Source organism: Nocardioides sp. Z13_37, from assembly GCF_058355585.1.
In genome coordinates this window covers 148,509-170,716 of record NZ_JBZGDV010000005.1, presented here as the reverse complement: position 1 = coordinate 170,716, position 22,208 = coordinate 148,509, and the positions used below count along the sequence as shown (strand labels likewise).

The following is a 22,208-nucleotide window of genomic DNA, read 5'->3' as shown; positions in this document are numbered from 1 at the left end:
GTGAGCGAGAAGACGCAGACAGCATCCCAGCGGCCGCAGGGCTCCGGCCTCGACGGGTTCTTCCAGATCAGCCAACGCGGATCCACCGTCGGTCGTGAGGTGCGCGGCGGCGTCGTCACCTTCTTGACGATGGCCTACATCATCGTGCTCAACCCGCTCATCCTCGGCTACGTGCCTGACTCGACCGGCGCCTTCCTCGGCGGCGGCGCCGAGCCGGGCAGCGGCATCCCGGCCATCGCGGCCGGCACCGCGCTGGTCGCAGGCGTGCTCACGATCGCGATGGGCGGGTTCGCCAACTTCCCGCTCGCGCTCGCGGCCGGGCTCGGGCTCAACGCGTTCGTGGCCAACACGATCGCCCGCGAGACCACCTGGGGTGCGGCGATGGGCCTGGTCGTCCTCGAGGGCATCGTGATCCTGGCCCTGGTGCTCACCGGCTTCCGCAAGGCGGTCTTCCACGCCGTGCCGCAGCAGCTCAAGGTAGCGATCTCGGTCGGGATCGGCCTGTTCATCGCGCTCATCGGCTTCGTCGACGCCCGCGTCGTGACCCGCGTCCCCGACGCCTTCACGACCACCGTGCCGGTGCAGCTCGGCGCCGACGGGCACCTCGGCGGCTGGCCGGTGCTGGTGTTCTGCCTGGGCCTGGCCCTGATGATCGGGCTGTGGGTGCGCAAGGTGCGTGGCGCGATCCTGATCTCGATCCTGGTCACCACCGTGGTCGCGGTGGTCGTCGAGGCGATCGGCGACCTGGGCGCCTCGTCGGCCGACAACCCGAAGGGCTGGTCGCTCAGCGTGCCCACGCTGAGCGGCGACGTCGTGGCCCTGCCGTCATTCGACACCTTCGGCGAGTTCGACCTCTTCGGCGCCTTCGACAGCGCCGGCACCGGTGTGCTCGCCGCCCTGCTCCTGATCTTCTCGCTCATGCTCGCCGACTTCTTCGACACGATGGGCACGATGACCGCCATCGGCGCGGAGGCCGGGCTCAACGACGCGGACGGCACGCCGCCGCACACGCAGCGCATCCTCATCGTCGACTCGGTCGCGGCGATGGCCGGTGGCGCCGCCGGGGTCTCGTCCAACACGTCCTACATCGAGAGCGCCTCGGGCGTCGGGGAGGGCGCCCGTACGGGCCTGGCCTCCATCGTGACCGGCGCGCTGTTCCTCCTCACCATCTTCTTCACGCCCCTCGTCGCGGCCATCCCGTCCGAGGCCGCCGTCCCGGCGCTGGTGCTGGTGGGCTTCCTGATGATGCAGCAGGTCTCCGAGATCGACTGGCGCGACCTCGAGCTGGCGATCCCCGCCTTCCTCACCGTCGTCCTGATGCCCTTCACCTACTCGATCTCGGTCGGCATCGGCGCGGGCTTCGTGGCCTACGTGTTCATCAAGGTGGTCGTGGGCAAGGCGAAGTCCGTCCACCCGCTGATGTGGCTCGTCGCCGGTCTCTTCGTCGTCTACTTCGCCTACACGCCGATCGACCGCTGGCTGTCCTGACCCGCGTCCCCGGGGCTCGCTGCCCCGGGGGCTCCCCACCCGGGCCGGTCGTGTGACCGACCTGACGTCGAGGTCGTGGAATGGTTAGCAGAGGTAATGACTTATGCTAACGATATGCCGTTCTCCGACCTGCGCTCCGACGCTGGGCTCGCCTCCGAGCTCCGCGCCGGGGTCATGCGCCTGCGCCGTCGCCTCGCCGCCGAGCGCCACCCCGACAACGACCTGAGCATCCCGCAGATGGTCGTGCTCGGCCTGCTCGTGCGGATGGGCGACCAGACCGTCGGCGACCTGGCCCGCGCCGAGCGCGTCCAGCCCCCGTCGATGACCCGCACAGTCAACTGCCTGGAGGGCGACGGCTACGTCGAGCGCCGCCCCCACGACACCGACGGCCGACAGGTCGTCGTGTCGATCACGGACGCCGGGCGCGCGGCCGTGCTGGCCGACCGCCAACGGCGCGATGCCTGGCTGGCCCAGCGGCTGGCCGGGCTGACCCGCGCCGAGCGCGCTGCGCTCCGCGACGCCGCGCCGATCCTGATGCGGCTCGCCGCCGCCGACTGACCACCTGACCGATGCACGACTGAGGAGTCACCACGAGCCCCACGTTCCGTTCCCTCTCCAACGCCAACTACCGCCGCTACGCAGCCGGCGGTGTGGTGTCCAACACCGGCACCTGGATGCAGCGCGTCGCCCAGGACTGGCTGGTGCTCGAGCTCGCCGTCGGATCGGGCGGCACCGCGCTCGGCATCACGACCGGGCTCCAGTTCCTGCCCGTCCTGCTGCTGACCCCGTTCGCCGGCCTGGTCGCCGACCGCATGCCCAAGCACCGGCTGCTGCAGCTGACCAACCTCGGCATGGCGCTGCCGGCGGCCATCCTCGGCCTGCTCGCCATCACCGGGGTCGCCGAGGTGTGGCACGTCTACGTCCTGGCCTTCGTGCTCGGCTCTGCCTCGGCGTTCGACGGCCCCGCCCGCCAGTCGTTCGTCTCCGAGCTGGTCGAGCCCGGCGACCTCACCAACGCCGTCGGCCTCAACTCCGCGAGCTTCAACGCCGCCCGGCTCGTGGGCCCCGGCCTCGCCGGCGTGCTCATCGCCGCGTTCGGCGGGGGAGCGGTCGCCACCGGCTGGGTGATCCTGCTCAACGCCGTGTCGTACGCCGCTCCCATCTGGTCGCTGCGCCACCTCGACACCAGCCGGATCGCCGCTGCGGCGCCGGCCGACCGCGGTCCCGGCGCCATCCGCGAGGGCGTCGCCTACGTGCGCGCCCGGCCCGACCTGATGCTCGTGCTCGGCCTGGTCTTCTTCGCCGGCACCTTCGGGCTCAACTTCCAGATCACCTCCGCGCTCATGGCGACCGAGGTATTCGGCAAGGGCCCGCAGGAGTTCGGCCTCCTCGGCACCTTCCTGGCCGTCGGCTCGCTCACCGGTGCGCTGCTGGCCGCCCGGCGCGCCCAGGTCCGCCACCGGCTCGTCGTCGGCGCCGCCGTGGCCTTCGGTGCCACCGTGGTGCTGGCCGGGCTGATGCCCTCCTACCTCACCTTCGCGCTGCTCGCGCCGGTCACCGGCCTCACGGCGCTGACGTTCATCACGAGCGCCAACACCTACATGCAGCTGCACACCGACGCGGGGGTGCGCGGGCGCGTGATGGCGCTCTACCTGATGATCTTCATGGGCGGCACGCCCGTGGGTGCGCCGATCATCGGGTGGATCGGCCAGGAGTACGGTGCTCGCTGGACGCTGCTCGGCGGCGGCCTGCTGACCATCGGCGGGGCGGTCCTCTGCGCGGCCCTCTACCTCAGGACCGAGCGCGCGCGCCGGGCGCAGGCCCCCCAGGCGAGCCGCCGGGACGTGCAGGCGGCACCGGCGGCATTTTGACCCTGCCGTGAGGCCCGAGTAGCCTCAATCCTCGTGTCTGGCCCGTCCAGACCCATGCCCATGCTCGGAACTCGCGGCGTCCACTGCCGCGGCCCCGGCTGGCCACGGATTCGCAACAGGCACACGCAACAGCGCAGCACACCCGAGCCCGGCACCGCGCCGAGCCGTGAAGAGCAGACAGAGAGAGGGAACCACCCGGTGCCCACCATCAACCAGCTGGTCCGCAAGGGCCGCCAGGACAAGGTGTCCAAGAGCAAGACGCCTGCCCTGAAGGGATCTCCGCAGCGCCGAGGCGTCTGCACCCGCGTCTACACGACCACCCCGAAGAAGCCGAACTCCGCCCTCCGCAAGGTCGCCCGCGTGCGCCTGAGCAGCGGCGTCGAGGTCACGGCCTACATCCCGGGTGTCGGTCACAACCTGCAGGAGCACTCGATCGTGCTCGTCCGCGGCGGCCGTGTGAAGGACCTTCCCGGCGTCCGCTACAAGATCATCCGCGGCTCGCTCGACACCCAGGGTGTCAAGAACCGCAAGCAGGCCCGCAGCCGCTACGGCGCGAAGAAGGAGAAGTAATGCCTCGCAAGGGTCCCGCTCCCAAGCGCCCCCTCGTCGTCGACCCGGTCTACGGCTCCCAGCTGGTCACCCAGCTCGTGAGCAAGGTCCTGCAGGACGGCAAGAAGGCCGTCGCGCAGCGCATCGTCTACACCGCCCTCGAGGGCTGCCGCGAGAAGACCGGCACCGACCCGGTCGTCACGCTCAAGCGCGCGATGGACAACGTCAAGCCGGCCATCGAGGTCAAGTCCCGCCGCGTCGGCGGCGCGACCTACCAGGTCCCGGTCGAGGTCAAGGCCAACCGCTCCACCACGCTGGCGCTGCGCTGGCTCGTGGGCTACGCGGCCGACCGCCGCGAGAAGACCATGGCCGAGCGCCTGATGAACGAGATCCTCGACGCCAGCAACGGCCTCGGTGCCGCTGTGAAGAAGCGCGAGGACACCCACAAGATGGCCGAGTCCAACAAGGCCTTCGCCCACTACCGCTGGTGACGGCGAGGGGCCGCACCCGCTCCACGCGGCGTGCGGCCCCTCACCCCACGAGCCCCCACCAACTTCCGAGGGACTGAGACACAACAGTGGCTGTCGACATCACCACCGACCTCAACAAGGTCCGCAACATCGGCATCATGGCGCACATCGACGCCGGCAAGACGACCACCACCGAGCGCATCCTGTTCTACACCGGCATCACCTACAAGATCGGTGAGGTCCACGAGGGTGGCGCCACGATGGACTGGATGGAGCAGGAGCAGGAGCGCGGCATCACCATCACGTCCGCCGCGACGACCTGCTGGTGGAAGGACCACCAGATCAACATCATCGACACCCCCGGCCACGTGGACTTCACCGCCGAGGTCGAGCGCTCGCTGCGCGTCCTCGACGGCGCCGTGGCGGTCTTCGACGGTGTGGCCGGTGTGGAGCCGCAGACCATGACGGTGTGGCGCCAGGCCAACAAGTACTCCGTCCCCCGCATGTGCTTCGTCAACAAGCTCGACCGCACCGGCGCGGACTTCTTCCGCTGCGTCGACATGATGGTCGAGCGCCTCAACTCCACCCCGCTCGTGCTCCAGCTGCCCATCGGCGCGGAGTCCGACTTCCTCGGTGTCGTCGACCTGGTCGGCATGCGTGCCCTCACCTGGCGCGGCGAGACCAAGATGGGTGAGGACTACGAGGTCGAGGAGATCCCGGCCGACCTCGCCGAGCAGGCCGCCGAGTACCGCGAGAAGCTCATCGAGACGCTCGCCGAGGCCGACGACGAGATCATGGAGAAGTACCTCGAGGACGGTGACGGTGGCTTCACCGTCGAGGAGCTCGAGGCCGCCATCCGCCGCGCGACCCTGGCCGACAAGGTCAACCCGGTCCTGTGCGGCACCGCGTTCAAGAACAAGGGCGTCCAGCCCCTGCTCGACGCCGTCGTGAAGTACCTCCCCTCGCCGCTCGACATCGACGCCATCGTCGGTCACTCGCCGCGCGACGAGGAGGAGTCGATCTCCCGCAAGCCGTCGGACGACGAGCCGTTCTCCGGTCTCGCCTACAAGATCGCCTCCGACCCGCACCTGGGCAAGCTGATCTACGTCCGCGTCTACTCGGGCAAGCTCGAGGCCGGCTCGACCGTGGTCAACTCGGTCAACGGCAAGAAGGAGCGGATCGGCAAGGTCTACCAGATGCACGCCAACAAGCGTGAGGAGATCGCGTCGGTCGGCGCCGGCCAGATCGTCGCCGTCATGGGCCTCAAGGACACCAAGACCGGCCACACGCTGTGCGACCCGAACAACCAGGTCGTGCTCGAGTCGATGACGTTCCCGGCCCCGGTGATCGAGGTCGCGATCGAGCCCAAGACGAAGAGCGACCAGGAGAAGCTCGGCACCGCGATCCAGCGTCTCTCCGACGAGGACCCGACCTTCACGGTCAAGACCGACGAGGAGACCGGCCAGACGATCATCGCCGGCATGGGCGAGCTCCACCTCGAGATCCTCGTCGACCGCATGAAGCGCGAGTTCCGCGTCGAGGCGACCGTCGGCAAGCCGCAGGTGGCCTACCGCGAGACCATCCGCAACAAGGTCGCGAACCACAGCTACACCCACAAGAAGCAGACCGGTGGTTCGGGCCAGTTCGCGAAGGTCGTCATCTCCCTCGAGCCCAACATCGACCCGGAGACGGGCACCGGTGCGGGCTACGAGTTCGTCAACAACGTCACCGGTGGTCGCGTGCCGAAGGAGTACATCCCCTCGGTCGACCAGGGCGGCCAGGACGCCATGGAGTTCGGCGTGCTCGCCGGCTACCCGATGGTCGACGTGAAGTTCTCGCTCGAGGACGGCGCCTACCACGACGTCGACTCGTCCGAGCTCGCGTTCAAGATCGCCGGCAACCAGGCCTTCAAGGAGGCCGCACGCAAGGCCAAGCCCGTGCTGCTCGAGCCGATGTTCGCCGTCGAGGTGACGACCCCGGACACCTTCCTGGGCACCGTCATCGGCGACATCAACTCGCGCCGCGGCCAGATCCAGGCACAGGAGGAGCGTCACGGCGACATGGTCGTCAACGCCCTTGTGCCGTTGTCCGAGATGTTCGGGTACGTTGGCGACCTGAGGTCCAAGACCTCCGGTCAGGCGTCGTACTCGATGGAGTTCGACTCGTACGCCGAGGTTCCCACGAACATCGCCGACGAGATCGTCAAGAAGGTCCGCGGCGAGTAAGCACGCACCGGATCCTCGGCACCAGCACCACCCCACACCCACGAGTCACGTAACAACAATCAGGAGGAGCCCCAGTGGCTAAGGCGAAGTTCGAGCGGACCAAGCCGCACGTCAACATCGGCACCATCGGTCACATCGACCACGGCAAGACGACGCTGACCGCGGCGATCACCAAGGTGCTGCACGACAAGTACCCGGACCTCAACGAGGCTTCGGCGTTCGACCAGATCGACAAGGCTCCCGAGGAGCGCCAGCGCGGCATCACGATCTCGATCGCGCACGTCGAGTACCAGACCGAGGCGCGCCACTACGCGCACGTCGACTGCCCCGGTCACGCCGACTACATCAAGAACATGATCACCGGCGCGGCGCAGATGGACGGCGCGATCCTCGTGGTCGCCGCCACCGACGGCCCCATGCCGCAGACCCGCGAGCACGTGCTGCTCGCTCGCCAGGTCGGCGTTCCCGCCCTGGTGGTCGCGCTCAACAAGTGCGACATGGTCGACGACGAGGAGCTCATCGAGCTCGTCGAGATGGAGGTGCGCGAGCTCCTCTCCGAGTACGAGTTCCCGGGCGACGACATCCCCGTCGTGCGCGTGGCGGCCTTCCCGGCGCTGCAGGGCGACGCCAAGTGGGGCGACTCGATCGCCGAGCTCATGCAGGCCGTGGACGACTACATCCCGACCCCCGAGCGCGACACCGACAAGCCCTTCCTCATGCCCGTCGAGGACGTCTTCACGATCACCGGTCGTGGCACCGTCATCACCGGTCGCATCGAGCGCGGCATCGTCAAGGTCAACGAGGAGGTCGAGATCATCGGCATCCGCGAGGGCTCGCAGAAGAGCACCGTCACCGGTGTCGAGATGTTCCGCAAGCTCCTCGACGAGGGCCAGGCGGGCGAGAACGTCGGTCTGCTCCTCCGTGGCACCAAGCGCGAGGACGTCGAGCGCGGCATGGTCGTGATCAAGCCGGGCACGACCACCCCGCACACCAACTTCGACGCCTCGGTCTACATCCTGTCGAAGGACGAGGGCGGCCGTCACACGCCGTTCTTCAACAACTACCGTCCGCAGTTCTACTTCCGGACCACGGACGTGACGGGCGTCGTGACCCTGCCCGAGGGCACCGAGATGGTCATGCCGGGTGACAACACCGAGATGTCGGTCGAGCTCATCCAGCCCATCGCCATGGACGAGGGCCTGCGCTTCGCCATCCGCGAGGGTGGCCGCACCGTGGGCGCCGGCCGCGTCACCAAGATCACCAAGTGATCCCCGCCGGTCGCTGACCGGCACCCGCACCACCCGAGACCCCGTCTCCCGCAAGGGAGGCGGGGTCTCGTGCATGCACCCGTGGACCGCCCCGGCAGGATGGGCGCCATGGGGTTCACCAAGGCAGAGCTGGAGGCGTTCCGCGACGTCGAGGTGCCCGACCTGCTCCCGGACGCCGGCCAGCCGCTGCGGCTGCTGTTCGTCGGCATCAACCCCGGCCTGTGGACCGCCGCCACGCAGTCGCACTTCGCCCGCCCCGGCAACCGGTTCTACCCGGCGCTGCTGCGGGCCGGGATCATCCCGTGGCCCATCGCCCCGGCGGCCGGCATGAGCGACGAGGACCGCGACGAGCTGCGCCGGCGCGGGATCGGCATCACCAACGTGGTGCCGCGGGCCACGGCCCGGGCCGACGAGCTGACCCCGGTCGAGCTGAAGGAGGGCGGGCAGCGGCTCCGCGAGCTCGTCGCCGAGAGGCGCCCCACCGTCGTCGCGGTCGCCGGCATCACCGCCTACCGCACCGCGTTCGGCGAGGCCGGTGCCCGGGTCGGTGAGCAGCCCGGGCGCTGGGGCGTGTCGCGGGTGTTCGTGGTGCCCAACCCGTCGGGCCTCAACGCGCACGAGACCGTGGAGACGCTCGCCAGGGCGTACGCCGAGGCGGCCCTGGCCGCGGGGGTCGTCGACCGCCTGACCGGCGGATAAGCGTCAGGACGCGCCGACTCGACCCTGTCCGGGTGTCAGGACGCGCCCACTCGACCTCGGGAGGGCGTCAGCCCATGTCGACGCCCTCGAAGTCCTCGGGCGTGTAGTCGCGACGCTCCACCAGCACCATCCAGTTGCCGGAGTTGTCGCGCATCAGCGCCTCCACGCCGTAGGGGCGCTCCTCGGGCTCCTGGAGGAACTCCACGCCCTTGGCGCGCAGGCTCTCGTAGGTCGCGCGGCAGTCGTCGACGGTGAGCCCGACGCCAGGGAGGCCGCCCTCGGCGAAGCGTCGGTCGAGGTCGTCGCGCGCGCGTCGCAGGTGGACCAGGACGTCGCCGGGGACCCGCCGCTGCCCGCTCATCCGAGCAGCGCCTCCACGGCCCCGCGGAACGCCGCGGTGTGGGCGTCGACGTCGGACTGGTCGTGGGACGGGGAGAACAGCGACATGTTGTGGAACGGGGCGAGCAGGACGCCGCGGTTGACCGTCCAGAGGTGGAAGAAGGCGTCGAGCTCCTCGTCGACGGCGGCGGCCGCCTCGGCGCCGGTGCGCGGGGGAGGGCAGAACCAGTACTCCGCACGGCACCCCAGCCGTTGCACGTGCCAGGGCAGGTCGTGCTCGGCGATGACCGCGCGGATGCCGTCGGTGAACCGCTCCGCCAGCGGGATCGAGACGTCGAAGTCCTCCTGGCGCAGCGCCGTGGTCAGGGTCGCGCGGACGGCGGCCATCGCGAGCGCCGATCCCGACAGGGTGCCCCCGACGCCGGCGACGTCGATGTCGTGGCCGAGCATCGGGCCCTCCAGCCGGCCGGCCACCTCCTCGCTCATGCCGTAGGCGGCGACCGGGATGCCGCCGCCGATCGGCTTGCCGATGACCACGAGGTCGGGCTCGAGGCCCCACGCCGCGGTGGCGCCGCCGGGGCCGGCACAGATGGTGTGGGTCTCGTCGTTGACGAGCAGCACCCCGTGGCGCCGGGTGACCTCGCGGACGCCGGCGAGGTAGTCCTCGTCGGGGAGCACGATGCCGATGTTGGTGAGGGCGGGCTCCATGAGCAGGCAGGCCACGTCACCCTCGGCGAGGCGGGCGTCGAGCGCGTCGAGGTCGTTGAACGGGACGACCGCGGTGGTCGTCGCGACGTCGACCTGGGGACCGAGGGCGCCCGGGCGCGCCACCACGCGGTCGCCGGTCCGGCCGTGCTCGAGCACGGCCAGCGTCTCGTCGACCGTGCCGTGGTAGCACCAGTCCATGACGGCGACGCGCGGGCGGCCGGTGAGGTGGCGGGCGAAGCGGAGCACGAAGCGGTTGGCGTCGGTGGCGGTCATCGCCATCTGCCAGCGGGGCAGGCCGAAGCGGCGGCTGAGCTCGCCGGCCACCCACGCCGCGTCCGTCGACGGCAGCATGGTCGTGATGCCGCGCTCGGTGCGCTCGCGGACCGCGTCGGCGACGGCGGGCAGGCAGTGGCCGGTCATCGAGCCGGTGTCGCCGAGGCAGAGGTCGACGTAGTGGATGCCGTCGACGTCGGTGAAGCGTCCTCCTGCGGCCGACTCGACGAAGAGCGGGAAGGAGCCGGGCCAGCGGGTCATCCAGGGCATCGGCACGCCGGCCAGGAGGTGCTCGCCCGCCGCGGCGGCCAGCCGCGCCGAGGTCGGGTGCAGGTCGACGAAGCGCTGCTCCTCCTCCGCGTGCAGCGCGGCGAGCCGACCACGGTCGACCCTCGCCGTCATCGGCGCCTCACAGGGCGCTGCCGACGTACTTGGTCTCGAGGTACTCCTCGATGCCCTCGAAGCCGCCCTCGCGGCCGAACCCCGAGTGCTTCACGCCCCCGAAGGGCGCCGCGGGGTTGGACACGATGCCGGTGTTGACCCCGACCATGCCGAACTCCAGCGCCTCGCTGACGCGCAGCACGCGGGCGTGGTCGCGGGTGAAGACGTAGGCCACCAGGCCGTACTCGGTGTCGTTGGCGCGCCGCACGGCCTCGGCCTCGTCGGCGAAGGTGGCGATCGGCGCCACGGGACCGAAGATCTCCTCGCGGAACACCCGGGCGCCCGGGGGCACGTCGACGAGCACGGTCGGCGGGTAGAAGTGGCCGGCCCCGTCGGGGATCGCGCCGCCGACCAGGGCGCGGGCGCCGGCGGAGACGGCGTCGTCGACGAGCTCGTGGACCCCCGCGCGCGCCTTGTCGGTGATCAACGGGCCCACGTCGACGCCGTCGCGGGTGCCGTCGCCGACCGTCAGCGCACCCATCCGCTCGGCGAAGCGGCGGGAGAACTCCTCGGCGACCGACTCGTGCACCAGGAACCGGTTGGCCGAGGTGCAGGCCTCGCCGATGTTGCGCATCTTGGCGAGCATCGCGCCCTCGACCGCCGCATCGAGGTCGGCGTCGTCGAAGACGAGGAACGGGGCGTTGCCGCCCAGCTCCATCGACACCCGCAGGAGCTGGTCGGAGGCCTGGGCGACGAGCACCTTGCCGACGGCCGTCGACCCGGTGAAGGTCAGCTTGCGCAGTCGGGGGTCGGTGATGATCGGCTCGCAGAGCGCGCCGGAGTCGGAGGTGGTCACCACGTTGAGCACGCCGGGCGGCAGGCCCACCTCCTCCAGCAGCGCGGCGAGCGCGAGCATGGTGAGGGGCGTCTCGGCGGCGGGCTTGACGACCATCGTGCAGCCAGCGGCGACGGCCGGGCCGATCTTGCGGGTCCCCATCGCCAGCGGGAAGTTCCACGGGGTGATCATCAGCGTCGGCCCGACCGGGCCCTTCATGGTGATCAGCCGGGTGTTGCCGCTCGGGGCGGGGGAGTAGCGGCCGTGGATGCGCACCGCCTCCTCGGCGAACCAGCGGAAGAACTCGGCGCCGTAGGTGACCTCGCCCCGCGCCTCGGCGAGCGTCTTGCCCATCTCGAGGGTCATCAGCCGGGCGAAGTCGTCGGCCCGCTCGGTGAGCAGCTCGAAGGCGCTGCGCAGGATCTCCCCGCGCACCCGGGGCTCGGTGGCGCGCCACTCGGCCTGGGCCGCGGCCGCGGCCGCGAGGGCCCGCTGGCCGTCGGCCGGCGTCGCGTCGGCCACGCTGGTCAGCACCTGCTCGTCGGCGGGGTTGCGCACCTCGAGGGTCCGGCCCCCCTCGGCGTCGACCCACGCCCCGCCGATGAGGAGCTGGGTGGGCACGGTCTCGATCACGGAGTCAGTCACGGCCATCACCCCACCTTGCCACCGACCGCCTCGTTGAAGGCGGCCTCGAAGAGGTCGAGTCCCTCGGCGAGCAGGTCGTCGTCGATCGCGAGCGGGGGCAGGAACCGGAAGACGTTGCCGAAGGTGCCGCAGGTCAGGGTCACCAGCCCGCGCGCCGAGCAGGCGCGGTGGACGGCTGCCGCCAGCGCCGGGTCGGGCGTACGCCCGGGACCGTCGCCGACGAGCTCGACCGCGAGCATGGCGCCCCGGCCCCGGATGTCGCCCACCCGGTCGGGGTGCCGCTCGGCGAGGGCGCGCAGCCGCGGCACGAAGGCCGCCTCGATCTGGCGTGCCCGGGCCGGCAGGTCCTCGGCCTCCATCGTCTCGATCGCCGCGAGGGCCGCCGCGCAGGCGACCGGGTTGCCGCCGTAGGTGCCTCCCAGCCCCCCGACGTGGACCGAGTCCATCACCTCCGCGCGCCCGGTCACCGCGGCCAGCGGCAGCCCGCCCGCCATGCCCTTCGCGGTCGTCACCAGGTCGGGCACGACGCCCTCGTGGTCGCACGCGAACCAGTCGCCCGTGCGCGCGAAGCCGGTCTGGATCTCGTCGGCGATGAGCAGGATGCCGTGCTCGCGGCACCAGTCCGCGACGCGGGCGAGCCAGCCGGGCGGCGGGACGATGAAGCCGCCCTCGCCCTGGATCGGCTCGATCAGCACGGCGGCGCAGCTGTCCTCGCCGACCTGCGTGTGGACCGTGTCGACGAAGGCGTCGAACGCCTCCTCGGCGCAGGCCTCCGCCCCGCCGGGCCAGCGGTAGGGATAGGCCATCGGCGCGCGGTAGACCTCGCCGGCGAAGGGCCCGAAGCGGTGCTTGTAGGGCATGGTCTTCGCGGTCAGGGCCATCGTGAGGTTGGTGCGCCCGTGGTAGGCGTGGTCGAACACCACGATCGCGTCGCGGCCCGTGTGGTGGCGGGCGACCTTCACCGCGTTCTCCACGGCCTCCGCGCCGGAGTTGAACAGCGCCGAGCGCTTGTCGTGCTCGCCGGGGGTGAGCTCGGCCAGCTTCTCGCAGACCGCGACGTACTCCTCGTAGGGCGTGACCATGAAGCAGGTGTGGGTGAAGTCGGCGACCTGTCGCTGCACGGCCTCGACCACGCGCGGCGCGGCGTTGCCGACGCTCGTCACGGCGATGCCCGAGCCGAAGTCGATGAGCTGGTTGCCGTCGACGTCGCGCAGGATGCCCCCGCCGGCCCGCTCGACGTAGACCGGCAAGGTGGTGCCGATGCCGGCGGAGACGGAGGCGAGCTTGCGGGCGTGCAGGGCCTGCGAGCGCGGCCCGGGGATCTCGGTGGCCAGGATGCGCTGCTGGGAGAGCGGGGCGCGGGTGTCTCGGGGGGTGCTCACGAGCGGTCCTCCATGTGCCAGGGAGAGCCGTAGCCCTCCGGTCTGGGCGTGGCGAGCAGGTCGAGGAAGGGCTGGGGCGCCATCGCCTCGGGGCCCAGGACGCCGCTGCCCGACCAGGTGCCGTCGGCCAGCAGCTCGAGGGCCACCACGGGGTTGATCGCGGTCTGCCAGACCACGCACTGCGCGCCGTAGTCGCGCATCGAGTCGGCGTTGTCGACCACGTGGTAGAGGTAGGTCGAGCGCGGCCGGCCGTCCTTGCCGGTGCCCCTCACCCAGACCCCGGCGCAGGTCTTGCCCTCCATCCGCGGTCCGATGGTCGCCGGGTCGGGCAGGCAGGCCGCGACCACGTCGCGGGGCGAGACCTCCACGCCCTTGACGCGCACCGGCTCGGTGGAGTCGAGGCCGAGGGTGTGCAGCGTGCGCAGGATGCCGATCATCTCCTCGCCCAGGCCGTACTTGAAGCTCACCCGGTCGGCCTCGATCCAGCGGGGCATGAGGAGCACCTCCTCGTGCTCGACGTGCACGCACTCGACCGGGCCGATCCCCTCGGGGAAGTCGAAGACCTCCGGCTCGGAGAAGGGCGGCAGCGTGAAGAACCCCGACTCCAGGTCGCCGCCGCCCCTCTCGCGCTCCCAGACCACGGGAGGGTTGAGGCACTCCTCGATGATCGTCCACATCGAGAAGCCGGGGGCGAACACCTCGTTGCCGTCGTCGTCGCGGATGACCAGGTTGGCGCCGTCGCGGGTGCCGATCTCGTCGATGTGGTCGAACAGCTCGTCGGCGGCGTAGCGCGCCAGGACGTCGGAGAGGCCGGGCTCGACGCCGATGCCGAGCAGCGCGAGCCGGCCGGCGGCCTCCCACTCGGCGGCTCGTGCGAACTGCTCGTCGCCGAGCTTGACGCCGACCTTCTCGTGGGGCGCGTCGGGGTGCGGCACGGACAGGCTCATCGCCATGTCGAGGTAGTCGGCCCCGGCGGCGAGCGCCCCGGTGAAGATCGGCATCACGAACCGCGGGTCCACCGCGTTGAACACGTGGGTGGCGCGCACCTGCCGGGCGAGCGCCGCCACGGCGTCGGTGTCGGAGGCGTCGACCTGCGCGGCGCTGAGGCGCTCGTCGCCCGGACGACGCCCGCGCGCCGCGGCGACGGTGCGCTCGGCCCGCGCGAGGTCGTAGTCGGCCACCACCCAGGCCTCGAAGAAGTCGCGCTCGACGGCGATCCGGGCGGCGGCGTCGCCGACACCGCCCGCCCCGACCATCAGCACGCGCATCGGTTGAGCCACGTCGTTGTCTCCTCGGTCTCCCGCGTGGGGGTCAGTTCTTGTACTTCGACGAGCGCAGCGAGCTCACGACCTGTGCGCCCACCACGAGCAGGACGGCGAGCACGAACATCGAGAAGCCGATGACGTTGGCCTCGGCCGGGATGCCGCGCCGCGAGGCGACGTAGACGAACTTGGGGAACGTCGACTCGTTGCCGGAGACGAAGTTGGTGATGATGAAGTCGTCGAACGACAGCGAGAAGGCGAGCATCGCCGCGCCCAGGATGCCCGGCAGGATCAGCGGGAAGGTGACCTTCCAGAAGGTCTGCAGCGGGTTGGCGTAGAGGTCCTGCGCGGCCTCCTCGATGCGCGGGTCGAGCGACTGGATGCGCGCCTTGACGGTCACGACCACGAAGCTCAGGCAGAACATGATGTGGGCGAAGACGATCGTGCCGAAGCCGAGGCTGATCCCGACGTCGGCGAAGCCCTGCACGAAGATCGTGAGCAGCGCCGCGCCCATCACGATCTCGGGCGTCGCCATGGGCACGAAGATCAAGATGTTGCTGGCCTCCTTGCCGCGGAAGCGGTAGCGCACCATCGCCAGGGCCATCATCGTGCCGAGCACCGTGGCGACGAGGGTGGAGATGGCGCCCACCTGCAGCGAGGTCACCAGCGACTCGCAGGCGCCCGGAACCCCGCACGGGTCCTGCCAGTGCTCCCAGGTGAACCCCTGCCAGACGATGTTGGTCTTGCCGTGGTCGTTGAAGGAGAACGCGAAGGTGTAGGCCACCGGCAGGAAGAGGTAGACCAGCACCAGGATCGCCGCCAGGACGGCGAAGTGGTTGGCCAGCCACAGCTGGGCCCGCTTGGCGGCCGAGGGCCGGTAGGGCGCGGAGGTCGAGGTGGTCTCCTGCGCCGGCGCCGGGGGCCGTGTCGTGGTGGCCATGTCAGATCAGCTCCTCGGTGCCGAAGCGGCGGACGTAGAGGAACACCATCGCCAAGATGGCGGCCATCAGCGTGAACGACAGGGCAGCGGCGACGGGATAGCCGCCGGGGATCGCGAGGAACTGGTCGTTGATGACGTTGCCGACCATCTTCCCGCGCTGGGGGCCGAGGAGCTCCATGTTGACGAAGTCGCCGGCCGCGGGGATGAACGTCAGCAGGGTGCCGGCGAGCACCCCCGGCATCGACATCGGCAGGGTCACGGTGCGGAAGGTGGTGAAGCCGTTGGCGTAGAGGTCGCCCCCGGCCTCGATGACGCGGGGGTCGGCCCGCTCGAGCGAGGCGTAGATGGGCAGCACCATGAACGGCAGGAAGTTGTAGGTCAGGCCGGCGACCACGGCGACGGGGGTGTTGATGATGGCGCCGCCGGGCAGCAGGTGCAGGAAGTTCAGCACGGTGGCGACCGGGCCCTCGTCGGCGAGGATCTGCGACCAGGCGAACGTGCGGAGGATGAACGAGGTGAAGAACGGCGCGACGACGCAGATCATCATCAGGTTGCGCCACCGGCCGGCCTTGAACGCCATCGCGTAGGCGAGCGGGTAGGCCACGACGAAGGCCAGCAGCGTCGCGAGCCCGGCGTAGAGGAACGAGCGCGCGAAGTGCGGCGCGTAGTCGGTCAGCGCGCTCGCGTAGTTGGCGAAGTTGAGGTCGCGGTAGTAGTAGCCGGGGAAGCCGGGGTAGCGGCTCTGCAGGCTGACCGAGGCCAGCTGCACCAGCGGCAGGATGAAGAAGACGCCGAGCCACAGCACGCCCGGGAGCAGCAGGAGGTAGGCCGTCCAGCTGCGCTTCCTGGCCTGCGGGGCCACGGGGGCCGGGGCGATCGGCGCGTCGCCGGCCGCCACGTGGGCGAGCCCGCTCATGCGGGTGCCACGGGGACGCCGAACGCGTGATCGGAGTTCCAGGTCACCCAGACCTCGTCACCCGGGCGCAGGCAGAGCGGCTCCACGTCGAGGTTCTGCTCGTAGCAGCTCCACGTCGTCCCGCTGGGCATGTCGACGAGGTAGCTGGTCGCCACGCCGAGGAACGACACGTCGCGCACCACGCCCTTCACGTCGTTGCCCACGCCGTCGGGTTGCCTGCGCGAGACCGTGACCTTCTCCGGGCGTACGCCGAACACCACCTGGCCGTCGTGCACCTGCGAGCGGCTGCGGAGGATCTTCACCTTGGTGCCGACGACGTCGGCGACGAGGTGGTCGCCGTCGGTGCCCTCGACGGTCGCCACGCCGGTGTTGGCCTGGCCGACGAAGTTGGCCACGAACTGGGTGCGGGGGAGGTCGTAGAGCGCCTCGGGCGGGCCCAGCTGCTCGATCCGGCCCTTGTTCATCACCGCGACCGTGTCGGCCATCGTCATGGCCTCCTCCTGGTCGTGGGTGACGTGGATGAAGGTCAGCCCGACCTCGGTCTGGATGCGCTTGAGCTCGACCTGCATCTCCCGGCGCAGCTTGAGGTCGAGGGCGCCGAGCGGCTCGTCGAGCAGCAGCACCTCGGGGTGGTTGACCAGGGCCCGCGCGAGCGCGACCCGCTGCTGCTGCCCGCCGGAGAGCTGGGCGGGCTTGCGGGCGGCGAACTGGGTCATCTGCACCAGCTCGAGCGCCTCGTCGGCCCGCTGGGCGGCGTCCTTGTCCTTGCGGCGCTTGGGACCGAACTCGACGTTGTCGCGGATCGTCAGGTGCGGGAACAGGGCGTAGGACTGGAACACCGTGTTGACCGGCCGCTCGTAGGGCCGCGACCCGGTCAGGTCGGTGTCGCCGATCATCACCCGGCCCGCGGTGGGCTGCTCGAGCCCGGCGACCATGCGCAGCGTCGTGGTCTTGCCGCAGCCCGAGGGGCCGAGGAGCGCGAAGAACGAGCCCCGGGGGACGGTGAGGTCGAGGTCGTCGACGGCCGTGAAGTCGCCGAACTCCTTGGTGACGCTCTCCAGCCTGAGGTCGCCACGCGCCTCGCGGAATCCAGCCATGTCAGTTCCCCATCACCTTCGTGGACCACAGGTCGGCGAACTCGATGTCCTCGTCGGCGTCGAGCGCGCGGAACTGCTGGATGTTGCTCTCGGAGATGAAGTCCGCCGTGGGGAAGATCCACGGGCTCTCGGCCAGCTCGGGGTCGAGCTTCTCCATCTCGGCCTGGGCACCCTCGACCGGGCACACGTAGTTGACCCACGCGGCGACCTGCGCGGCCACGGCCGGGTCGTAGTAGTAGTCCATGAGCTTCTGGGCGTTGCTGCGGTGCGTGGACGTGATCGGCACCATCAGGTTGTCCGACCAGAGGGTGCCCCCGGACTCGGGGATGGTGAACGTCCAGCTCGGGTCGTCGGTGTCGTAGGCGAGGACGAAGATGTCGCCGCTCCAGGTGATGCCGGCGACGGCGTTGCCGCTCGTGAGGTCCTCCATGTAGGAGTTGCCCTTCACCTTGCGGATGTAGCCCTCCTCGATCTTCTGCTCGATGAAGTCCAGCGCCTTCTCGAACTCCGCGCGGCCCCAGTCGCTGTCGATGTCGACGCCCTGGCTCTGCATCACCAGCCCGGCGCTGTCGCGGAACTCCGAGAGCACCACGACGCGGCCCTTGAGGTCGTCGGCCCACAGGTCGTCGAGCGACTTGAGCTCGCGCCCGACCTTGTCGCGGTTGTAGCCGATCCCGGCGAAGCCGCTCTGCCAGGTGACCGAGTAGTTGCGGCCGGGGTCGAACGAGACGTCCTTGAGCGGCTGGAGCAGGTTGTTGACGACCCTGGGCATCTGGATCAGCTGGAGCGGCTGGCAGAGCTGGTCGCGGATGACCCGCCCGGCCATCCAGTCGGTGAGGGTGAAGATGTCGCGGTCGATGCTCTGGCCGGCGCGCAGCTGCGGGGCGACCTTGGCGTAGTAGGAGTCGTTGTCGTCGACGTCCTCGGTGTAGCTGACCGTGATCCCGGTCTGCTCCATGAACGCCTCGAGCGTCGGCGAGCGGGTCTCCTTGCCGTTCATGTCGAGGTAGGCCGTCCAGTTGGCCCAGTTGATGATCTTCTCGGTGTCCGAGACGTCGGTGGGCAGGTCGAGGCTGGTCAGCCCGCCGGACGCCGGCGGCGCGGGCGGGGCGCAGCCGGTCAGCGCCAGCCCGGCGCCGGCGGCGACGCCGGTGCCCAGCAGTGCCCGTCGGCTCAGGCCGCCGCCGGCGGCCGCCGCCAGCGCGGCGGCGGGCGGCGAGAGGGGGCGCCGGGCGCGCCGGGTGATCGGTGCCATCAAGAAGTCCTCCGCTCGTCCCCGAGTGATCTGGTGTGGTGCTGCTGGTGGGTGCCGGCCCGCGTCCGGCTCACGACTCGATGCTGGCCATGACGTGCTTGATCCGGGTGTAGTCCTCGAAGCCGTACATCGACAGGTCCTTGCCGTAGCCCGACTTCTTGTAGCCGCCGTGCGGCATCTCGGCGACGAGCGGGATGTGGGTGTTGATCCACACGCAGCCGAAGTCGAGGGCCTTCGACATCCGCATCGCCCGGCCGAAGTCCTTCGTCCACACCGAGGAGGCGAGACCGTAGTCGACGCCGTTGGCCCACCGGATCGCCTCGTCCTCGTCGGTGAAGCGCTGCACGGTGATGACCGGCCCGAAGATCTCGCTCTGGATCGCGTCGTCGTCCTGGCGCAGCCCCGACAGGACCGTGGGCTCGAGGAAGTAGCCGTCGCCGAGGTCGGTGCGGCGGTTGCCCCCGGCCGCGACGGTGGCGTGCGAGGGCAGGTCCTCGACGAAGCGGCTGACCCGCGCGAGCTGGGTGGCGTTGTTGACCGGGCCGAAGAGGGCGTCGGGGTCGTCGGGCAGGCCCACCGGAGCCGAGGCCCGGGCGTAGTCGGCGAGCGCGGCGACGAAGTCGTCGTGGATGCCGGGCGCGACCAGCACGCGGGTCGCGGCCGTGCAGTCCTGGCCGGCGTTGAAGTAGCCCGCGATCGCGATGCCCTCGACGGCCGCCTCGATGTCGGCGTCGTCGAACACCACGACCGGCGCCTTGCCGCCGAGCTCGAGGTGGACGCGCTTGACCTGCGGCGCGGCGCTGGCGGCCACCTCGGCCCCGGCCCGGACGGACCCGGTGATCGCGACCATCGCGGGCGTCGGGTGCTCGACCAGCAGCCGCCCGGTCTCCCGGTCCCCGGTGACCACGTTGAGGGTGCCGGCGGGCAGGTGCTCCGCGGCGAGCTCGGCCAGGCGCAGCGTGCTCGTGGGCGTCGTGTCGCTCGGCTTGAGGACCACGGTGTTGCCGGCCGCGAGCGCCGGGCCGATCTTCCACACCGCCATCAGCAGCGGGTAGTTCCAGGGAGTCACCTGGCCCACGACCCCGATCGGCTCGCGCCGGATCCACGACGTGTGCCCGGCGAGGTACTCGCCCGCGGCCCGGCCCTCGAGCACCCGAGCCGCGCCGGCGAAGAACCGGAGCTGGTCGACCATCGGCGGGATCTCCTCGCTCGCGGTCAGCGCCCTGATCTTGCCGGTGTTCTCCGACTCGAGGGCGATCAGCTCCTCGGCGTGCTCCTCCACCGCGTCGGCGATCGCGAGGAGCGCCTGCTGGCGCTCGCTGGGCGTGGTGCGCCCCCACTCGCCGAAGGCCTGCTCGGCGGCCGCGTAGGCGGCGTCGACCTCCTCGGCCCCGCTGACCGGCGCATGGGCCACGACCTGGCCGGTGGTCGGGTCGACGACCTCGCTCGTCGCGCCGGGGCCACCGTCGACGTAGGTGCCTCCGATGAAGTTGCGCAGCATGCGTGGGCTGGTCACGAGAAGTCCTCCCGGGTCGGGTGCGGTGAAGGGAGGGTAGGACGTGCCGGCGCGCAATCGCCATAGTTCTTCCCGGCCAATGTGCGGGAAACGCAGAATTAACGGCCGCGACACACGGATTCCACGCAGGGCGACTTGCGGACCATGGGCCATCACCCTCACCATTGCGCCATGAGCCAGCCACGGGAGCACGGGCATGCCTGAGGGACAGGTGCGCCTCGACGCGACCGCCAAGCGCATCATCGAGCTGCTCCAGGAGGACGGCCGGATCTCCTACGCCGCGATCGCGAAGGCGGTGGGGCTGTCCGAGGCCGCCGCCCGCGCCCGGGTGCAGAAGCTGCTCGACTCCGAGGTGATGCAGGTCGTCGCGGTCACCGACCCGACCCAGGTCGGGTTCGCCCGGCAGGCGATGATCGGTGTGCGCACCGAGGGCGACCCCATGCAGGTGGGCGACCGGCTCGCCGAGCTCCGCGAGGTCGACTACGTCGTCACGACGGCCGGCAGCTTCGACCTCCTCGTCGAGGTGGTGTGCGAGGACGACCCGCACCTGCTCGACGTGATCCGTCAGGTCCGCGAGCTCGAGGGCGTGGTCTCCTCCGAGACCTTCGTCTACCTCAAGCTCAACAAGCAGCACTACAACTGGGGAACGAGATGAGCCTCCACCCGTACGACGAGTCCTTCGACCACCAGGCCGCGGGGCGCGACCACCTCTGGTTGCACTTCACGCGGCACTCGACCTACGAGGACGGCGGCGAGATGCCGCTGATCGTCAGGGGCGAGGGCCACAAGATCTGGGACAGCCACGGCCGCGAGTACATCGACGGCCTCGCCGGCCTCTTCGTGGTCCAGGTCGGCCACGGCCGCGAGGAGCTGGCCGAGGCCGCGGCCCGGCAGGCCAAGGAGCTGGCCTTCTTCCCGCTGTGGTCCTTCGCGCACCCCCGCGCGGTCGAGCTGGCCGACCGCATCGCCGCGATGGCGCCCGGCGACCTCAACCGGGTCTTCTTCACCACCGGCGGCGGCGAGGCCGTGGAGTCGGCCTGGAAGCTCGCCAAGCAGTACTTCAAGCTCACCGGCAAGCCCGGCAAGCACAAGGTCATCTCGCGCGCCGTGGCCTACCACGGCACCCCACAGGGGGCGCTGTCGATCACCGGCATCCCGCCGCTGAAGGAGATGTTCGAGCCGCTGGTGCCCGGCGCCCACAAGGTGCCCAACACCAACTTCTACCGCCGCCCGGAGTTCGTCGGCGACGACGAGAAGGCCTTCGGCCGCTGGGCCGCCGACCGCATCGCCGAGGCGATCGAGTTCGAGGGCCCCGACACGGTCGCCGCGGTGTTCCTCGAGCCCGTCCAGAACGCCGGCGGCTGCTTCCCGCCGCCGCCCGGCTACTTCGAGCGGGTCCGCGAGATCTGCGACGAGTACGACGTGCTGCTGGTCTCCGACGAGGTCATCTGCGCCTTCGGCCGGGTGGGGCAGATGTTCGGCGCCGCCGAGTTCGGCTACCAGCCCGACATCATCACCTGCGCCAAGGGCATGACCTCCGGCTACTCGCCCATCGGCGCGATGATCGCCAGCGACCGGCTGTTCGAGCCGTTCAAGAAGGGCACGACCGCCTACGCGCACGGCTACACCTTCGGCGGCCACCCGGTCTCCTCCGCGGTGGCGTTGGCCAACCTCGACATCTTCGAGCGCGAGGGGCTCACCGACCACGTGCAGCAGAACGCCCCGGCGTTCCGCGCCACGCTCGAGAAGCTGCTCGACATCCCGATCGTCGGCGACGTGCGCGGGCACGGCTACTTCTACGGCATCGAGCTGGTCAAGGACCGCGAGACCAAGGAGACGTTCGACGACGCGGAGTCCGAGCGGCTGCTGCGCGGCTACCTCTCCGGCGCGCTGTGGGATGCCGGGCTCTACTGCCGTGCCGACGACCGCGGCGACCCGGTCATCCAGCTCGCGCCCCCGCTGATCATCGGCCAGCCCGAGTTCGACGACATCGAGCAGCGGCTGCGCTCGGTGCTCACGGGCGCGCTCGCGCACCTCTGAGGCACCGCCGCCCGCCGGCCGGCGCTGATGTGCGTCCGGCCGGGGGAGC

Annotated in this window: 19 protein-coding genes and 1 pseudogene; 10 read left to right on the top strand and 10 right to left on the bottom strand. The window is 70.6% G+C overall.

Features of this window, described 5'->3' with window-relative positions:
- The 8 genes and pseudogenes from AC4H2S_RS13690 (at position 1) to AC4H2S_RS13655 (ending at position 8,570) form a co-directional block, all read left to right on the top strand.
- Positions 1 to 1,488 carry an NCS2 family permease gene (locus AC4H2S_RS13690; RefSeq protein ID WP_491497530.1) on the top strand — a complete coding sequence of 496 codons (1,488 nt, stop codon included), beginning with the start codon at positions 1 to 3 and terminating at the stop codon, positions 1,486 to 1,488.
- A gap of 114 nt (positions 1,489 to 1,602) precedes the next feature.
- A complete protein-coding gene (locus AC4H2S_RS13685) occupies positions 1,603 to 2,046 on the top strand; it encodes a MarR family transcriptional regulator (RefSeq protein WP_491497529.1) in 444 nt (147 codons plus the stop codon).
- A gap of 56 nt (positions 2,047 to 2,102) precedes the next feature.
- Positions 2,103 to 3,359, top strand: a pseudogene (locus AC4H2S_RS13680) (MFS transporter); the annotation flags it as partial.
- 198 nt (positions 3,360 to 3,557) lie between these two features.
- The gene (rpsL, locus tag AC4H2S_RS13675) at positions 3,558 to 3,929 is read left to right on the top strand and encodes a 30S ribosomal protein S12 (RefSeq protein WP_135266726.1); all 372 of its coding nucleotides are present in this window, start codon (positions 3,558 to 3,560) and stop codon (positions 3,927 to 3,929) included.
- Positions 3,929 to 4,399, top strand: a complete 471-nt coding sequence (gene rpsG / locus AC4H2S_RS13670) for a 30S ribosomal protein S7 (RefSeq protein WP_135838828.1) — start codon at positions 3,929 to 3,931, stop codon at positions 4,397 to 4,399. Before rpsL ends, rpsG begins: the two co-directional genes overlap by 1 nt.
- A gap of 86 nt (positions 4,400 to 4,485) precedes the next feature.
- Positions 4,486 to 6,603, top strand: a complete 2,118-nt coding sequence (gene fusA, locus AC4H2S_RS13665) for an elongation factor G (protein ID WP_491497528.1) — start codon at positions 4,486 to 4,488, stop codon at positions 6,601 to 6,603.
- A 74-nt stretch (positions 6,604 to 6,677) separates the two neighbouring features.
- Entirely contained in the window at positions 6,678 to 7,871 is a 1,194-nt protein-coding gene (gene tuf, locus AC4H2S_RS13660) for an elongation factor Tu (protein ID WP_491497527.1), read from the top strand.
- 108 nt (positions 7,872 to 7,979) lie between these two features.
- The gene (locus tag AC4H2S_RS13655) at positions 7,980 to 8,570 is read left to right on the top strand and encodes a mismatch-specific DNA-glycosylase (protein ID WP_491497526.1); all 591 of its coding nucleotides are present in this window, start codon (positions 7,980 to 7,982) and stop codon (positions 8,568 to 8,570) included.
- Between the two features lie 67 nt (positions 8,571 to 8,637).
- Here AC4H2S_RS13655 and AC4H2S_RS13650 read toward each other — a convergent pair whose 3' ends face one another.
- The 10 genes from AC4H2S_RS13650 to AC4H2S_RS13605 form a co-directional block, all read right to left on the bottom strand.
- Positions 8,638 to 8,931: a VOC family protein gene (locus tag AC4H2S_RS13650; protein WP_491497525.1), complete on the bottom strand. Its 294-nt coding sequence runs from the start codon at positions 8,929 to 8,931 to the stop codon at positions 8,638 to 8,640.
- On the bottom strand, positions 8,928 to 10,292 hold the full coding sequence (locus AC4H2S_RS13645) for a transaminase (protein ID WP_491497524.1): 1,365 nt from the start codon (positions 10,290 to 10,292) through the stop codon (positions 8,928 to 8,930). Before AC4H2S_RS13645 ends, AC4H2S_RS13650 begins: the two co-directional genes overlap by 4 nt.
- Positions 10,293 to 10,299: 7 nt before the next feature.
- Positions 10,300 to 11,757, bottom strand: a complete 1,458-nt coding sequence (locus tag AC4H2S_RS13640) for an NAD-dependent succinate-semialdehyde dehydrogenase (RefSeq protein ID WP_491497523.1) — start codon at positions 11,755 to 11,757, stop codon at positions 10,300 to 10,302.
- Entirely contained in the window at positions 11,757 to 13,133 is a 1,377-nt protein-coding gene (gabT, locus tag AC4H2S_RS13635; RefSeq protein ID WP_491497522.1) for a 4-aminobutyrate--2-oxoglutarate transaminase, read from the bottom strand. Before gabT ends, AC4H2S_RS13640 begins: the two co-directional genes overlap by 1 nt.
- Complete coding sequence (locus tag AC4H2S_RS13630; protein WP_491497521.1) at positions 13,130 to 14,413, bottom strand: saccharopine dehydrogenase family protein; 1,284 nt, start codon at positions 14,411 to 14,413, stop codon at positions 13,130 to 13,132. The genes gabT and AC4H2S_RS13630 overlap by 4 nt, the downstream gene beginning before the upstream one ends.
- Positions 14,414 to 14,444: 31 nt before the next feature.
- Positions 14,445 to 15,335, bottom strand: coding sequence for an ABC transporter permease (locus AC4H2S_RS13625; protein WP_491497520.1), 891 nt, complete (start codon positions 15,333 to 15,335; stop codon positions 14,445 to 14,447).
- Between the two features lies 1 nt (position 15,336).
- Entirely contained in the window at positions 15,337 to 16,251 is a 915-nt protein-coding gene (locus AC4H2S_RS13620) for an ABC transporter permease (RefSeq protein WP_491497519.1), read from the bottom strand.
- Positions 16,248 to 17,348: an ABC transporter ATP-binding protein gene (locus AC4H2S_RS13615; RefSeq protein ID WP_491497518.1), complete on the bottom strand. Its 1,101-nt coding sequence runs from the start codon at positions 17,346 to 17,348 to the stop codon at positions 16,248 to 16,250. Before AC4H2S_RS13615 ends, AC4H2S_RS13620 begins: the two co-directional genes overlap by 4 nt.
- 1 nt (position 17,349) lies before the next feature.
- Positions 17,350 to 18,603, bottom strand: coding sequence for an ABC transporter substrate-binding protein (locus tag AC4H2S_RS13610; RefSeq protein ID WP_491497517.1), 1,254 nt, complete (start codon positions 18,601 to 18,603; stop codon positions 17,350 to 17,352).
- 70 nt (positions 18,604 to 18,673) lie between these two features.
- On the bottom strand, positions 18,674 to 20,119 hold the full coding sequence (locus tag AC4H2S_RS13605) for a gamma-aminobutyraldehyde dehydrogenase (RefSeq protein WP_491497516.1): 1,446 nt from the start codon (positions 20,117 to 20,119) through the stop codon (positions 18,674 to 18,676).
- A 196-nt stretch (positions 20,120 to 20,315) separates the two neighbouring features.
- Here AC4H2S_RS13605 and AC4H2S_RS13600 point away from each other — a divergent pair, with 196 nt between their 5' ends.
- Together AC4H2S_RS13600 and AC4H2S_RS13595 are read left to right on the top strand one after the other, a co-directional pair.
- On the top strand, positions 20,316 to 20,774 hold the full coding sequence (locus tag AC4H2S_RS13600; RefSeq protein ID WP_491497515.1) for an Lrp/AsnC family transcriptional regulator: 459 nt from the start codon (positions 20,316 to 20,318) through the stop codon (positions 20,772 to 20,774).
- Entirely contained in the window at positions 20,771 to 22,159 is a 1,389-nt protein-coding gene (locus AC4H2S_RS13595) for an aspartate aminotransferase family protein (protein ID WP_491497514.1), read from the top strand. Before AC4H2S_RS13600 ends, AC4H2S_RS13595 begins: the two co-directional genes overlap by 4 nt.
- Positions 22,160 to 22,208: the final 49 nt, after the last annotated feature.

Coding starts and splice junctions, on each gene's coding strand:
- AC4H2S_RS13620 (WP_491497519.1), bottom strand. CDS start 16,251: ATGAGCGGGCTCGCCCACGTGGCGGCCGGCGACGCGCCGATCGCCCCG.
- rpsG (WP_135838828.1), top strand. CDS start 3,929: ATGCCTCGCAAGGGTCCCGCTCCCAAGCGCCCCCTCGTCGTCGACCCG.
- AC4H2S_RS13595 (WP_491497514.1), top strand. CDS start 20,771: ATGAGCCTCCACCCGTACGACGAGTCCTTCGACCACCAGGCCGCGGGG.
- AC4H2S_RS13650 (WP_491497525.1), bottom strand. CDS start 8,931: ATGAGCGGGCAGCGGCGGGTCCCCGGCGACGTCCTGGTCCACCTGCGA.
- AC4H2S_RS13615 (WP_491497518.1), bottom strand. CDS start 17,348: ATGGCTGGATTCCGCGAGGCGCGTGGCGACCTCAGGCTGGAGAGCGTC.
- AC4H2S_RS13625 (WP_491497520.1), bottom strand. CDS start 15,335: ATGGCCACCACGACACGGCCCCCGGCGCCGGCGCAGGAGACCACCTCG.
- AC4H2S_RS13640 (WP_491497523.1), bottom strand. CDS start 11,757: ATGGCCGTGACTGACTCCGTGATCGAGACCGTGCCCACCCAGCTCCTC.
- AC4H2S_RS13600 (WP_491497515.1), top strand. CDS start 20,316: ATGCCTGAGGGACAGGTGCGCCTCGACGCGACCGCCAAGCGCATCATC.
- AC4H2S_RS13685 (WP_491497529.1), top strand. CDS start 1,603: ATGCCGTTCTCCGACCTGCGCTCCGACGCTGGGCTCGCCTCCGAGCTC.
- AC4H2S_RS13655 (WP_491497526.1), top strand. CDS start 7,980: ATGGGGTTCACCAAGGCAGAGCTGGAGGCGTTCCGCGACGTCGAGGTG.
- AC4H2S_RS13645 (WP_491497524.1), bottom strand. CDS start 10,292: ATGACGGCGAGGGTCGACCGTGGTCGGCTCGCCGCGCTGCACGCGGAG.
- AC4H2S_RS13610 (WP_491497517.1), bottom strand. CDS start 18,603: ATGGCACCGATCACCCGGCGCGCCCGGCGCCCCCTCTCGCCGCCCGCC.